13 protein-coding genes are annotated in these 14,396 nt (G+C 64.1%); 6 read left to right on the top strand and 7 right to left on the bottom strand.

Annotated elements, in window-relative coordinates:
- Positions 1 to 33 precede the first annotated feature (33 nt).
- The 5 genes from CAER_RS0124985 to acs form a co-directional block, all read right to left on the bottom strand.
- Entirely contained in the window at positions 34 to 1,857 is a 1,824-nt protein-coding gene (locus tag CAER_RS0124985; RefSeq protein WP_027237923.1) for a DUF294 nucleotidyltransferase-like domain-containing protein, read from the bottom strand.
- A 206-nt stretch (positions 1,858 to 2,063) separates the two neighbouring features.
- A complete protein-coding gene (locus CAER_RS0124980) occupies positions 2,064 to 3,848 on the bottom strand; it encodes a sodium:solute symporter family protein (RefSeq protein ID WP_027237922.1) in 1,785 nt (594 codons plus the stop codon).
- Between the two features lies 1 nt (position 3,849).
- Complete coding sequence (locus CAER_RS0124975) at positions 3,850 to 4,134, bottom strand: DUF4212 domain-containing protein (protein ID WP_027237921.1); 285 nt, start codon at positions 4,132 to 4,134, stop codon at positions 3,850 to 3,852.
- A gap of 194 nt (positions 4,135 to 4,328) precedes the next feature.
- On the bottom strand, positions 4,329 to 5,012 hold the full coding sequence (locus CAER_RS0124970) for an adenylate kinase (RefSeq protein ID WP_027237920.1): 684 nt from the start codon (positions 5,010 to 5,012) through the stop codon (positions 4,329 to 4,331).
- Between the two features lie 7 nt (positions 5,013 to 5,019).
- Positions 5,020 to 6,981: an acetate--CoA ligase gene (acs, locus tag CAER_RS0124965; protein ID WP_027237919.1), complete on the bottom strand. Its 1,962-nt coding sequence runs from the start codon at positions 6,979 to 6,981 to the stop codon at positions 5,020 to 5,022.
- 504 nt (positions 6,982 to 7,485) lie between these two features.
- Here acs and CAER_RS0124960 point away from each other — a divergent pair.
- The 6 genes from CAER_RS0124960 to CAER_RS0124935 all read left to right on the top strand — a co-directional run bounded on the left by CAER_RS0124960 (position 7,486) and on the right by CAER_RS0124935 (position 13,657).
- Complete coding sequence (locus CAER_RS0124960) at positions 7,486 to 8,502, top strand: C4-dicarboxylate TRAP transporter substrate-binding protein (protein WP_027237918.1); 1,017 nt, start codon at positions 7,486 to 7,488, stop codon at positions 8,500 to 8,502.
- An 80-nt stretch (positions 8,503 to 8,582) separates the two neighbouring features.
- Positions 8,583 to 9,248 carry a TRAP transporter small permease subunit gene (locus CAER_RS0124955; RefSeq protein WP_027237917.1) on the top strand — a complete coding sequence of 222 codons (666 nt, stop codon included), beginning with the start codon at positions 8,583 to 8,585 and terminating at the stop codon, positions 9,246 to 9,248.
- A gap of 5 nt (positions 9,249 to 9,253) precedes the next feature.
- A complete protein-coding gene (locus CAER_RS0124950) occupies positions 9,254 to 10,657 on the top strand; it encodes a TRAP transporter large permease (protein ID WP_027237916.1) in 1,404 nt (467 codons plus the stop codon).
- A 250-nt stretch (positions 10,658 to 10,907) separates the two neighbouring features.
- The gene (gene dusA, locus CAER_RS0124945; RefSeq protein ID WP_027237915.1) at positions 10,908 to 11,909 is read left to right on the top strand and encodes a tRNA dihydrouridine(20/20a) synthase DusA; all 1,002 of its coding nucleotides are present in this window, start codon (positions 10,908 to 10,910) and stop codon (positions 11,907 to 11,909) included.
- A gap of 86 nt (positions 11,910 to 11,995) precedes the next feature.
- Positions 11,996 to 12,850 (top strand): sulfite exporter TauE/SafE family protein, encoded by an 855-nt coding sequence (locus tag CAER_RS0124940; protein ID WP_036798014.1) that lies wholly within the window; start codon positions 11,996 to 11,998, stop codon positions 12,848 to 12,850.
- Between the two features lie 9 nt (positions 12,851 to 12,859).
- Positions 12,860 to 13,657, top strand: coding sequence for a phytanoyl-CoA dioxygenase family protein (locus tag CAER_RS0124935; RefSeq protein ID WP_027237913.1), 798 nt, complete (start codon positions 12,860 to 12,862; stop codon positions 13,655 to 13,657).
- A 34-nt stretch (positions 13,658 to 13,691) separates the two neighbouring features.
- Here the strand turns inward: CAER_RS0124935 and CAER_RS29930 are convergent, their stop codons facing one another.
- Entirely contained in the window at positions 13,692 to 13,997 is a 306-nt protein-coding gene (locus CAER_RS29930) for a hypothetical protein (RefSeq protein WP_154667860.1), read from the bottom strand.
- 165 nt (positions 13,998 to 14,162) lie between these two features.
- On the bottom strand, positions 14,163 to 14,396 hold the full coding sequence (locus CAER_RS0124930) for a DUF1289 domain-containing protein (protein WP_027237912.1): 234 nt from the start codon (positions 14,394 to 14,396) through the stop codon (positions 14,163 to 14,165).

Genomic DNA, 14,396 nt, shown 5'->3' with positions numbered 1-14,396 from the left:
CGCAGGCTCCCGCACTCTCCGCAGGCGCTGCCGTCAGCTCAGCATCCCCTTACCGTGCCCAACCGCCGATTGCATCGTCTTTACCACAACAAAGGCGTCGCGCAGATGACTTCGCTCAAAATCCGACAGGTCCGAGGGCGCCAGGTAATTGTCCGGGGCATGGCCGCCGCGAACCTGGGCCGCCTGATGCTCCAGCCGGGTCTGGGCAATCAGGTCATAGGCATCCATCAAATCCCGCGCGCCGGAAGGGCTGAGCACGCCCGCGGCCTCCGCCGCCTCCAGCCGGGCGCGGGTGTTGACCTCTGCCAGCTGCCCCTGCAGCGCATAGACCCGGCCCAGATCCACCACCGGCACCACGCCATTATGCTTCATGTCCAGCGTGTTGCGGTGCTCGCCTGAGCGGATGGTGGCCAGCCCGCGCAGCAGCCCCAGGGGGGGCGTATGCTTCAGCGAGTTGGCAATCATATGGGCCGTGAAGATCGTATTTGCGCTGGCCGCTTGCAGGGTTTTCTGCTGCAGATCGGCAAACAGCGCGGCATCGCCGCCGATGGGGCGCAGGTCGAACATCACCGAGGCCAGCATCTGCGCCTCGGGGTTCGGCTTGGCGATCCAGCCGCGGAAATAGTCGCGCCAGACCCGCAGCGGCTGACGCCAGCGCGGATTGGAGGCCATCATGTCGCCGGGGCAATAGACATAGCCGCAGGTGTTCAGCCCGTCGCAGACAAACTTGGCAAGCTGCTCGAAATAGGCCTCATCGCCGGCGGCCAGATCGTCGGACAGGATCAGGCAGTTGTCCTGGTCGGAGACGCCGGTCTGCTCGCGCCGCCCTTGCGAGCCGCAGGCGAGCCATAGGTAGGGCACGGGCGCGGGGCCCAGTTTTTCCTCGGCCAGGGCCAGCAGGCGCCGGGTGGCGGTGTCGGCGATGTCGGTGATCAGCCGCGTCACCACCTCATGCCGGTTGCCGCCGGCCACAAGCTGCACCAGCAGGCGGGGGATTTCGGCGGTGACCTTGGCCATCTCCTCAGCGGAGCCCGCCCGGGCGATGCTGGAGACCATCTCACCGGAGCTGACGGCCTGAAACCGGGTGAGGTCGGTCTGGGTGACGATGCCTGCAAGCTTGCCTGCCTCGACCACCGGGATGTGGCCGATGCCGTGCTCCATCATCATGTGCAGCACGTCGGAACCGATGGCTGAGGGTGCCAGGGTCAGCGGGTCCGGGGTCATCACCGTGCTGACCGGGGTCGAGATGGGTTTGCCCGCGGCCAGGATTTTGGCGGTCAGGTCGCGTGTCGTCAGGATGCCCTGCAAGCTGTCCCCGTCGGTCACGCAGACAGAGGAAATGCGGCGGTCCCGCATCAGCTGTGCCGCGCCCTGGCAGGTGAGGCCGCCGGAACAGGTGACGGGCGCGCGTGCCATGATCGCCTCGACCCGTGTGGTGGCCAGGCTGCCGGTGTCCTGGCTGCCGGGGCGGCGGCGGTCGAAGAATTTGGCGACCTTTGGCTGGCTGGCCATCAGGGCGTGGAAATCCGCCTTGGGCAGCAGCAGCAGGATTGTGTTCTTGGTTGTCCGGGCAGAGGTCACCGCCCGGCCGGTGCGGGTCAGCCCGCGCTCGCCAAAGGAATTGCGTGGGCCGAGGATGGAGACGGGAATGCCGTTTTCATCGGTTACTTCCACCTCGCCGGTGTGGACCAGGTACAGCCCTTCCAGATCCTCGTTGAGGGCATAAACGGGATCGCCGGCAGCGGCGTCGATCTGGCGGAACTTTGGTGCCAGCGCCTGCAGCAGCGCGGGTTCCAGGCTGTCGTAGGGATGGACCGAGGTCAGGAAGCGGAGCAGCGCGGCATCAGATAGGGGCATTTGCTTGTGTCCTCTTGAACTGTCTTTCCCGGGCCGCAGGCCCGGATTGCCTCCGACCCGCCCCCCCCAGGGCGGGGGCAATCCTGAGTGCTTTCTAATGACCGCTGTTTCGGGCGTCCTAGCAAAAAATGGCCCCGCCAGTGAAACACCGTACGGGACCATGAGGAAAGAGGCGGGCGGCTGGGAGGCAGCCCGCCCAGGGGAGGTTAGTGGTCCTGTGCGGCCCCGGCGCCGCGCGGGATGCGGACGCTTTCCACCAGCTCTTCGATCTCGGCGGGGATCGCCTCGCTCGATTTCGACACGATGAAGGCCACCGCGAAGTTCACCATTGCGCCAATCGCACCGAAGGAGGTGGATTTGATGGTGCCCAGCAGCGGGTCCGCATCGGTGAAGGAGTTTGTGCCCGGGATGAACAGCCAGCCCTTGTGCAGGAAGATGTAGACCAGGGTCACGATCAGGCCTGCCAGCATGCCGGCCACCGCACCCTTGTTGTTCACCTTGGTGAAGATGCCCATCATCAGCGCCGGGAAGATCGAGGCTGCGGCCAGGCCGAAGGCCAGCGCCACGGTTTGCGCCGCAAAGCCCGGCGGGTTCAGACCCAGGTAGGTTGCCACACCGATGGCCACGGCCATGGCGACACGGGCCGACAGCAGCTCGCCTTTTTCCGAGATGTTCGGGTTGATCGAACCCTTGATCAGGTCGTGCGAGACAGCTGAGGAGATTGCCAGCAGAAGACCGGCAGCGGTGGACAGTGCAGCCGCCAGGCCGCCGGCTGCCACGAGGCCGATCACCCAGCTGGGCAGGTTGGCGATTTCCGGGTTGGCCAGAACCAGGATGTCACGGTTGAACTTGGTCAGCTCATTGCCGGCCCAGCCGTTTGCCGCGGCAGTTGCCTGCAGCTCTTCGGACTGATCGTTGTAGTACTGGATCGCACCATCGCCGTTCTTGTCTTCCCAAGCCAGCAGGCCGGTTTTCTGCCAGGTGGCCATCCAGTCGTACTGCGGATCGTTCTCGATCTGCTGCACGGTCACGGCGCCGCCTTCGATGCCGCCATTGGGCCACATCATCTCGGTGATGTTGAGGCGGGCCATGGCGCCCACAGCCGGAGCGGTCAGGTACAGCAGCGCGATGAACACCAGCGCCCAGCCGGCCGACCAGCGGGCATCAGCCACTTTCGGCACGGTGAAGAAGCGCATGATCACGTGCGGCAGGCCCGCGGTGCCGATCATCAGCGACAGGGTGAAGAGCACCATGTTGAAGGTATCGGCATGATGCGCGGTGTACTCGTTAAAGCCGAGTTCGGTCACGATGGCATCCAGCTTGGTCAGCAGCGGCTCGCCGGAGGCGGCATGGTCGCCGAACAGGCCGAGCGCCGGGATCGGGTTGCCGGTCAGCTGCAGCGAGATAAAGATCGCCGGGATGGTGTAGGCCATGATCAGCACGCAGTACTGCGCCACCTGGGTGTAGGTCACGCCCTTCATGCCGCCGAACACGGCGTAGGCAAAGACCACACAGGCGCCGATCAGCAGGCCGGCGGTGTTGGAGACCTCCAGGAAGCGGCCGAAGGCGACGCCGACACCGGTCATCTGGCCGATCACATAGGTGGTCGACGCCACGATCAGGCAGATCACCGCCACGATCCGCGCGGTCGGGGAGTAGAACCGGTCGCCGATGAACTCGGACACGGTGAACTTGCCGAACTTGCGCAGGTAGGGCGCAAGCAGCAGCGCCAGCAGCACGTAGCCGCCGGTCCAGCCCATCAGGAAGGTGGAGTTGTCATAGCCGGTGAAAGCGATGAGGCCCGCCATCGAGATAAAGGAAGCCGCCGACATCCAGTCGGCCGCGGTGGCCATGCCGTTGGTGACGGGGTGAACGCCCCGGCCCGCGGCATAGAATTCAGATGTGGAGCCCGCACGGGCCCAGATCGCGATGCCGATGTAGAGCGCAAAGGAGGCGCCCACAAACAGCAGGTTGATGGTAAACTGGTCCATCTTATTCTTCCTCCACGCCGTATTCGCGGTCCAGCTTGTTCATCCGGAACGCGTAGAAAAAGATCAGCCCCAGAAACACCAGGATCGAGCCTTGCTGGGCGAACCAGAAGCCCAGATCGCTGCCGCCGACCTTGATGCCCGCAAGCATCGGACGCAGCAGGATGCCGAAGCCGAATGATACAACAGCCCAGATCACCAGGCTGATTAGAATGATGCGCACGTTCGCCGCCCAATAGCCTTTATCGGCTTCGGCGGTTTTTGCCGCATTTGTGGTTTGATCCGCCATGGCGGCTCCTCCTTCTTCCTCCTGAGCCGCCGCGGGGGGCGGGCTGGCTCTCTCCGTTTGCCTGGCGCCGGGTCAGGGCGCGCAGGCATGACTCCTCCGGTCCGGCAGATGCGTGCACCTGGCGGGTCCGATGGGTATTCCAATGTCCGGGAGACGGGGTCCTGCCGGTCAGGGCAGGCCCCGTTTCTTGTTCGTTAGCTGGTGGCCTTTGTCACAATGGCCGCCATATCCTGGGCGATGTCGTTGATACCGCCCATGGCATCTGTGGTCTGCAGCACGCCCTTGCCGCAGTAGTAGGCAATCAGCGGCGCGGTCTGCGCGTGATAGGCCTCCAGCCGGCTGGCAACGGTTTCCGCATTGTCATCGGCGCGGCGCTTCATTTCTGTGCCGCCGCATTTATCGCATTTGCCCGCCTCGGCAGGCTGCTTGAAGCTGTCGTGATAGCCCTCGCCGCAGCCGCCGCAGGTGTAGCGGCCGGAAATCCGCTCAACCATGGCCGCATCGTCCACTTCCAGGCTGATCGCGGCATTGATCTTCTGGTTGGTTTCCGCCAGCAGATCGTCCAGCGCTTCGGCCTGCACGGTGGTGCGGGGGAAGCCGTCGAGGATCACGCCCTTGGCGCAATCGGGCTCTGCCAGGCGGTCGCGCAGGATGTTGATCACGATCTCGTCGCTGACCAGCTGGCCCGCTTCCATCACCGCCTTGGCGGCGAGGCCGGCGGGCGTGCCCGCGGCAACCGCCTCGCGCAGCAGGTCGCCGGTCGACAGCTGCACATAGCCGAATTTCTCCTCCAGCATCCGCGCCTGGGTGCCCTTGCCGGCGCCCGGAGGCCCCAGCAGGATCAAAACGGCGGGACGGGTCATAACTGCCATATTCATCGGTCTATCACCCCTTGTTCGCGCGGTTTTCGATCAGGTCCTCGACCACCGACGGATCGGCGAGGGTCGAGGTGTCGCCCAGGCTGCCATAGTCGTTCTCGGCAATCTTGCGCAGGATGCGGCGCATGATTTTGCCGGAGCGGGTCTTCGGCAGGCCGGGCGCCCATTGGATGACATCCGGGGAGGCAATCGGGCCGATCTCAGTCCGGACCCAGGTGCGCAGCTCCTTCAGCAGCTCATCGGACGGCTCGCGGTCGTTCATCAGGGTCACGTAGCAGTAGATGCCCTGGCCCTTGATCTCATGCGGGTAGCCAACCACGGCGGCCTCGGCCACGGCGGCGTGGGCCACCAGGGCGCTTTCGACCTCAGCCGTGCCCATGCGGTGGCCGGAGACGTTGATCACGTCATCGACGCGCCCGGTGATCCAGTAGTCGCCGTCCTCGTCGCGGCGGCAGCCGTCGCCGGTGAAATAGTAGCCTTTGTAGTCCGAGAAATAGGTGTTCTCGAACCGTTCATGGTCACCCCAGACGGTGCGCATCTGGCCCGGCCAGCTGTCCTTGATGCAGAGCACGCCTTCGACGCCGTTGCCCTCGATCTCGACACCCGACTGCGGATCCAGAACCACCGGCTGGATGCCGAAGAAGGGTTTCATTGCCGCGCCGGGCTTCATCGCGTGGGCGCCCGGCAGCGGGGTCATCAGGTGGCCGCCGGTCTCGGTCTGCCACCAGGTGTCGACGATCGGGCATTTGCCCTTGCCGACAACCTCGTTGTACCAGGTCCAGGCTTCGGGGTTGATCGGCTCGCCCACGGTGCCCAGCACCTTAAGATCGCTCAGATCGCACTTTTCGACCCATTCATTGCCTTGGCCCATCAGCGCGCGCAGTGCGGTGGGGGCAGTGTAGAACTGGTTCACCTTGTGCTTTTCGCAGACCTGCCAGAAGCGAGAGGCATCGGGGTAGGTCGGCACGCCTTCGAACATCAGCGTGGTGGCGCCGTTGGCCAGCGGGCCATAGACAATATAGCTGTGGCCGGTGACCCAGCCCACGTCGGCGGTGCACCAGTAGATGTCGCCGTCGTGGTAATCAAAAGTGACCTCATGGGTCAGTGCGGCATAGGTCAGGTAGCCGCCGGAGGTGTGCACAACACCCTTGGGCTGGCCGGTGGAACCGGAGGTGTAGAGGATGAACAGCGGATCCTCGGCGTTCATCTCGGCCGGTTTGCAGTAGTCGTCCGCTTCCAGCGCCATCTCGTTATAGTCATAGTCGCGGCCGTCGACCCAGGTGGTCTGGCCGCCGGTGCGCTTGACCACCAGGCATTTCACCGTGTCCTTGGTGTGCAAGAGGGCGGCGTCGGCGTTCGACTTCAGCGGGGTCTTGCGGCCGCCGCGCGGCGCCTCGTCGGCGGTGATGATCACCTTGGCGTCGCAGCCGTTGATACGGGCCGCCAGCGCGTCGGGGGAGAAGCCGGCAAACACGATGGAATGAATGGCGCCGATGCGGGCGCAGGCCAGCATGGCATAGGCCGCTTCGGGGATCATCGGCAGGTAGATGACAACCCGGTCGCCCTTGCGCACACCCATCGATTCCAGGATGTTGGCCATCCGGCAGGTGCGGCGGTGCAGCTCCTTATAGGTGATGTGCTGCGCGTCCTCATTGGGATCATCCGGCTCCCAGATGATCGCGGTCTGGTCGCCGCGGGTGTCCAGGTGGCGGTCGATGCAGTTGGCGGAAACGTTCAGGGTACCGTCCGCATACCAGTTGATCGAAACATTGCCGAAGTTGTAGTTCACGTCCTTCACCTGGGTGAAGGGCTTGATCCAGTCGATGCGCTTGCCCTGTTCGCCCCAGAAGCCTTCGGGGTCGTTCAGCGAAGCGTCATACATCTCCTGGTATTTCGCGGCATTGACATGCGCGCGGGCAACGGTTTCGTCGGATGGCGGATAGACAGCGTCTGCGTGCAGCGCGTTCATTCGGTTTCCTCCCAGAAATTTTATTGGCAAGACAAACGACACCGCTGTGCCGTGGCTGTCAAACCGTTTCCTCCTGAGCATAGATAATACCGCAAGCTGAAAATTTGTGAATAAGCGACCGGTTTTTAAGCATTTCATTGTCAACGAATTTCCCTCTGGGATGCGATCTTGTAAATGTTTTGACAGCCGCATACCCTGCTTTTGGGAAAAACAACGGCTTAGGTGTAAACGGGTTTGCGGTCAATTTACGGGCCGCGCCGGGGCAAATTGACCAAGGGGCAGCCTGGGCGGCGGAAACAGGCGCAGGCGTCCTGCGGCATATTGTGCCACGCCGTCCGGCGGAAGGCCGCGCGGAGGGCGCTCCGTTCGCGAAACGCGAGTCGCTGCGTAACGTTTCTGCCGCGGGGGTTGGCAGGGCGCGGCCTTGCGGCTAGCCTGTCGGGCAAGCGCCCGCCTGCTGCACGTGCGGAAGGCAAAAAGGGCGCAATTCGGGAGAGTTACATCATGAACAGATTTCTGACTGCCGCTGTGGCGGCAACGGCTGGCGTTGCAATGGCAGGCGAGGCTGCGGCGACGGAGTGGAATGTGTCCCTGTGGGGCAAACGCCGCGCCTTTACCGAACATGTGGAGAAACTGGCGGAGCTGGTCTCCGAGAAAACCAATGGCGAGTTCACCCTGAATATCAGCTATGGCGGCCTCAGCAAGAACAAGGAGAACCTCGACGGCATCTCCATCGGCGCCTTTGAAATGGCGCAGTTCTGCGCGGGCTACCACCGCGACAAGAACCCCTCGATCACCGTGCTGGAGCTGCCGTTCCTGGGTGTGAACACGCTGGAGGAAGAGGTCGCCGTATCCCACGCGGTTTACGCCCACCCGGCGGTGGAGGCGGATCTGGCGCGCTGGAACGCCAAGCTGCTGATGACCTCGCCGATGCCGCAATACAACATCGTCGGCACCGGCGAACCGCGCGACGAGCTGGGTGAGTTCAAGGACATGCGGGTGCGCGCCACCGGCGGCATCGGCCAGGCGTTTTCCGCCGTTGGCGCGGTGCCGACCTCTGTGACCGCGACCGAGGCTTACAACGCGATGGAATCCGGCGTTGTCGATACCGTCGCCTTTGCCCAGCACGCGCATCTGGCCTTTGGCACCATCAACAAGGCCGACTGGTGGACCGCCAACCTGAACCCCGGCACCGTGAACTGCCCGGTGGTGGTCAACACCGATGCCTATGACGCCCTCAGCGACGCCGAGCGCGAGGCGCTGGAAAGCTCGGTTGAGGAAGCGATTGCCCATTACCTCGACAACTACGGTGCACTGCTGACCAAATGGGACAGCGTGCTGGAGGAAAAGGGCGTCGAGAAGGTCACCATCTCCGACGAGCAGCTGGCCGAATTCCGCAAAGTGGCTGCCGATCCGATCCGCGAGCAGTGGATCAAGGACATGAGCGGCCAGGGCCTGCCGGCACAGGAGCTCTATGATCTGGTGCAGAAGACCCTCAGCGACCACCGCTCGGGCAGCTGAGCCTGACATGATACGGAAGGGCCGGGCACAGCGTTCCGGCCCTTTCTGTCTTTGACGCTACTGAAAGATGGGGGCAGGGCATGGCGGCAGGAGCAGCAGTCCTGGAGGACGGCAGCCTGATCAGCAGGCTGGACCGCGGGTTATTGAAAGCCGAGCGCCTGCTGGCGCTGCTGAGCGGGATTGCGGTGTTTTCGCTGATGATCCTGGCGGTGGTCTCGGTCGGCGGGCGCAACGCGATAAACGCGCCGCTGCCCGGCTATGTCGACTGGATCGAGCAGATCATGCCGCTGATTGCTTTCATGGGCATCGCCTATGTGCAGCGCGACGGCACCCACATCCGCATGGATATTTTCATCGGCGCCCTGCGGGGCCGTGCGCTGTGGCTGTTTGAGCTGGTCTCGGTGTTGCTGATCCTGTTTCTGATCCTGGCGCTGGTCTGGGGCAGCTGGTCGCATTTCCTGCGCTCCTTCGACTTTGCCGCGCCGCTGTGGAGCCGCGACAGCTCTATCGACATCGGCCTGCCGATCTGGCCGGCCAAGCTGCTGGCGCCGGTGGCCTTTGCGGTGCTGGCCCTGCGGCTGATGCTGCAGATCTGGGGCTATGGCCGGGCGCTGGTGCTGGGGCTGGAGGCGCCGGTCGCGGTGCCGCTGGTGCAAAGCGCCGCCGAACTGGCGGCGGCAGAGGCCGAGCAGATGCAGGGCCATGACAGCGGCTCAGATAATAACTCTACCGGCGGGCAGGGGTAACACAGATGGAACCGATTGAAATCGGCCTTTGGGTCACGGGCGGCCTGCTGGCGATGGTTGTCCTGGGGATGCGGGTGGCCTTCGCAGCCGGCCTGGCAGGTCTTGCCGGGCTTATCTGGATCTTCTGGGCCAAGTTCGGCTATGACCCGGCGCGGTTTGGCAAGGCGCTGACCGTCTCGGTCAAGATCGCAGGCCAGGTGCCGCACTCCAAGGTGTCCAGCCAGGCGCTGAGCCTGATCCCCACCTTCATCCTGATCGGCTATCTGGCGTATTACGCGGGGCTGACGCGCGCGCTGTTCACCGCAGCCAAGCGCTGGATCGCCTGGCTGCCGGGCGGGCTGGCGGTTTCCACCGTTTTTGCCACGGCGGGCTTTGCCGCGGTGTCGGGGGCCTCGGTTGCCACCTCCGCCGTTTTTGCCCGCATCGCCATCCCAGAGATGCTGGACATCGGCTACAACAAGCGCTTTGCCGCAGGCGTGGTGGCGGCGGGCGGCACGCTTGCCTCGCTGATCCCGCCCTCGGCGATCCTGGTGATCTACGCCATCATCGTCGAGCAGGACGTGGGCAAGCTCCTTCTGGCGGGCTTTATCCCCGGTGCGTTTTCGGCGGTGATCTATGGCCTGCTGATCGTCGGTATTGCGGTGATCTTCAAATCCGTCGGCCCGCCTGTGAAGGGCTTCACCTGGGGCCAGCGGTTCGCCGCGCTGCCCGGGGCGCTGCCGATCATCCTGGTGGTCGTGATCATCATTTGTTTTGTCTACAACCCCTTTGGCGGCGACGCCTGGGGCACCCCGACAGAAGGCGGCGCCATCGGGGCCTTCATCGTCTTCCTTTATGCGCTGAAGGAAGGCATGAAATGGGCTGAGCTGAAATCGGCGCTCTTGGAGACCGCCAAGCTGACGGTGATGATCTTCACCATCATCTGGGGGGTGCTGATCTATGTCCGGTTCCTGGGCTTTGCCGATCTGCCAGGGGCGTTTTCGGACTGGATCACCACGCTGGAGATGAGCCCGATGGTGATCCTGATCTGTATCCTGCTGGCCTATGCGGTGCTGGGCATGTTCATGGACGCGATTGGAATGCTCTTGCTGACCCTGCCGGTGGTTTACCCGGCGGTGATGGCGCTGAACGGCGGCGAGAGCGTGGCCGCGGCCGACAGCGCCTTTGGCATGAGCGGCACCATGTGCGCGATCTGGTTTGGCATCCTGGTGGTGAAGATGGCCGAGTTCTGCCTGATCACCCCGCCCATCGGTCTCAACTGCTTTGTGGTCGCGGGCGTGCGCGACGATCTGAGCGTGCAGGATGTGTTCCGCGGCGTGATGCCGTTCTTCGTCGCGGACGCGGTGACAATTGCGCTGCTGGTCGCCTTCCCGGGGATTGTTCTCTACCTGCCGTCCCTGGCCGGGTAGGGTGAAGGCAGAAGGTCGCTCAGGGCTCACCAAAGCAGATACTCGCGTCAGACCCGCCTTCACATTATCCCTGCCTGCCGGCGCCCGCCGCCGGCCTCAATCAAAACAGCCGCATCCCCGCCTGCGGGCGGGGCCCCTCGGCGGTTTTCCTTGATCCCGCCGCCTGTCCCCGGCTGTCTGTGCTCACGCGAAGGCGGCTCCGGAGCAGATCAGCTTGGCAGATGGCGGCACAGGGCCTATATGGCGCGGCATGAGAGATTTTGCCCCCCTGCACCAGGCCGCGCGTTTGAGCGTGGCGCCCATGATGGATTGGACTGACCGTCACTGCCGCTACTTGCACCGGCTGCTGAGCCGGGAAGCGCTGCTTTATACCGAGATGGTGACGGCGCCCGCGCTGGTGCGCGGCGGGGCGCTGCATTTGCTAGAGTTCAATGCCGAAGAGCATCCGGTGGCATTGCAGCTGGGCGGCTCTGATCCGGAGGAGCTGGCTGAGGCGGCGCGTTTGGGTGAGCAGGCGGGCTACGACGAGATCAACCTCAACTGCGGCTGCCCCAGCGACCGGGTCCAATCCGGCGCCTTCGGGGCGGTGCTGATGCAGACGCCGGAACTGGTTGCGGATTGTGTGTCCGCTATGCGCGAAACGGTGGATGTGGAAGTCACCGTCAAATGCCGCATTGGCGTCGATGAGCAGGAGCCGGAAGAGGTGCTGCCGGACTTCCTGGAGAAAATCCGGGATGCGGGCTGCCGGCGGGTGACCATCCACGCACGCAAGGCCTGGTTGCAGGGCCTGTCCCCGAAGGAGAACCGGGACATCCCGCCGCTGGACTATGACCTGGTGCACCGGATGAAGGCGACGTTCCCGGATCTGCATATCTCGATCAACGGCGGCATTGCGACGCTGGCAGATGCGAAGGCGCATCTGGACCGCGGCCTGGACGGCGTCATGGTGGGCCGTGCGGCTTATCATCAGCCGGCTGATGTGCTCTGCGCGGCGGACCCTGAGATTTACGGCACCGGCACGGTGAGCGATCCGGGCGGCGCCGTGCGGCAGATGCTGCCCTATATCGAGGCGCGGCTGAATGAAGGCGCGAAGCTCAACCAGATCACCCGCCACATGCTGGGGCTGTTTGCGGGCAAACCCGGGGCGCGGCAGTGGCGGCGGATGCTGTCCGAAGGCGCCTGCCGCACCGGCGCCGGGCCGGAGCTGGTGCAGGAGGCGCTGGCCCAGGTGGAGACGCGCGCCGCAGCGTGACGGTACGCCTCACGCGCTAGTGCCTTGTGCGGGCCGGGCGCGGCGGCTAACCCTTTGCCGGTGAACCAAAGCCCGAGGTGACCCGCATGACCGACCCTGCTCTGACCGCAGCCCTGTGGCCCGCGCCTGCTCTGCTGATGCAGATGGCAGCGCTGCTGGTGGTGATTGGCGCCTTTGCAGGCGTGCTGGCCGGCCTTCTGGGGGTTGGCGGCGGCATCGTGCTGGTGCCTGCGTTCTTCTATGCTTTCCAGACACTGGGCTATGGCGGCGATCAGCTGATGCAGATTTGCCTGGCGACCTCCCTGGCGACGATCATCGTGACCTCGATGCGCTCTGTCATGAGCCACAATAAGAAAGGCGCGGTGGATTGGGAGATCCTGCGCAGCTGGGGCATTGGCATTGCGCTTGGGGCTGTGGTGGGCGTGCTGGCGGCCTCCGCCCTGCGCTCCACGGTGCTGCAAGGGGTGTTTGGCGGGCTGGCGCTGGTGATCGGCTGTTACCTTGGGCTGGGACGCTCCGAGTGGCGGCTGGCCGAAGCCATGCCCAAGGGCGTTAAGCGGATGGTGCTGTCGCCTGCGGTCGGCTTCCTGTCGGTGCTGATGGGCATCGGCGGCGGCAGCTTCGGGGTGCCGCTGATGACCCTGCACGGGGTGGCGGTGCACCGGGCGGTGGCGACCGCTGCGGGCTTTGGCGTGATCATCGCGGTGCCCTCGGTGGCCGGTTTCCTGCTGCTGGAAGTGGACCCGGCCGTCCGCCCGCCGCTCACCATCGGGGCTGTCAATCTGGCGGCCTTCTTCATCGTGATTGCAATGACGCTGATCACCGCGCCCTGGGGGGTGAAGCTGGCCCATGCGATGGATCCGAAACCGCTGAAACGGGTGTTCGGGGCGTTTCTGGTGCTGGTGGCGCTGAACATGCTGCGCAAGGCCTTTGGGTACTAAGGGGGCGTCATGCCGGAACAGATCAAGCAGTTTCAGAACAAGGGCTGGGTGCGGTTCGGCCATGATACGCGGGTCGCGGCCTGGGCAGCGGATGCGCTGCAACATGGGGTGCAGGCGCTGCACGACCCGTCAAACGCCGAGTGGTTCCAGTGCGAGCGGACCTGGTTTATCGGCGTTGATGCGCTTCCGAATAATGCTGCGGGACGCTTGCCCGGCGGTCCGCCGCTGGCGGGGGCGCCTGTTGATTTCATCACGCAGAACCTTGGTCCGATCCCGGATCTGCACCGGGCGCAGGTGTCCTCGGTCTTTCCCGGTTACCCGCGCCCGCGTCCGGGTGAGGGCGAGGCCGCCTTCCACTACCGCGTCAAACGCGATGCGGCGCATGTGGACGGGGTCAAGATGTACGGCGGGCACCGCCGCCGCAAGGTGGAGGAGCCGCATGCCTGGGTGCTGGGCATCCCGCTGAATGAAAGCAGCGCCGATGCCGCGCCGCTGGTGATCTGGGAGGGCAGTCACAGGATCATGTGCCGCGCCTTTGCCGCGGCGTTCGAGGGTGTGCTGCCGCAGGACTGGGCGGATGTGGATGTGACCGATGCCTATACGGCTGCCCGCGCCGAGGTGTTCGAGACCTGCCCGCGGATCACGGTGCACGCCAAGCCGGGCGAGTCGTATCTGATGCACCGGCTGTGCCTGCACGGGGTCGCGCCTTGGGGAGAGGGGGCATCAGCGCCGGTAGAGGGGCGGATGATTGCGTACTTCCGGCCAGAGCTGGCGGATTGGACCAAAGGGTGGCTGGCGGAGGGGTAGGCAGCAGTGCGCGCCTTTTGTCAGGGCGCGCCTCTTATCCGCCGATCCATTTGAGTGTTCCCCAGAAAGCAAAACACATTACTGTCCATTCGGCAGGCACAGAAAGACTGTGGTTGTAGTTCATCAGCCTGCCCGGAGTTGAAAACAGCTGCCGTTGTTCTGGCGAACACCTGAGCCAAAGAACGGTTTCGATGAGTGTTCTCAATATGAGGAACCGGAAACTGATCCAAAAAAGCCAAGGCGCTACGCGGAAAATCACAGTCATCGTGAAGCTGCCGAGGCAGAGAGACGCAATGACAAGCAGTTTGTTTGGGAATGAAAGCAGCAGATGTTCTCCCATTCGAAATAGGTCAGCACTCCTGCCTGAATGTTTCGCGCGCGAAACATTGGGTCAGTGCTTATTCCGCATGATTTGCAAACGGTTACCTCACCGCGCGCCGCGTTACATTTTTGATAACCCATGTCCGAGAAGCTAAAAACAGGTTCCCACTTTTGAGCGACATGCTTAGCTGCGCTTGAGCCTCGCGCCGCGGCCGCCGCGGCGCTTGACCAGTTTGCTGGCGCGGTCGGGGAGGTCGTTCATGATGCCGGCGCGCTCCTCGTTGGTCATTTTCGACCAGTCGCGGATTTCGTCGATGGAGCGGTAGCAGCCGGTGCAGATGCGGGCCTCGGGGTGGACGACGCAGATCTTGATGCAGGGGGACTGGATCTCGTCCCGTTTCCATACGTCGTCAGTCAT

This window comes from Leisingera caerulea DSM 24564, from assembly GCF_000473325.1.
Classification (GTDB): Bacteria; Pseudomonadota; Alphaproteobacteria; order Rhodobacterales; family Rhodobacteraceae; genus Leisingera; species Leisingera caerulea.
Note: the sequence above shows the minus strand (reverse complement) of the source record. Positions and strands in the feature narration are given on the sequence as shown.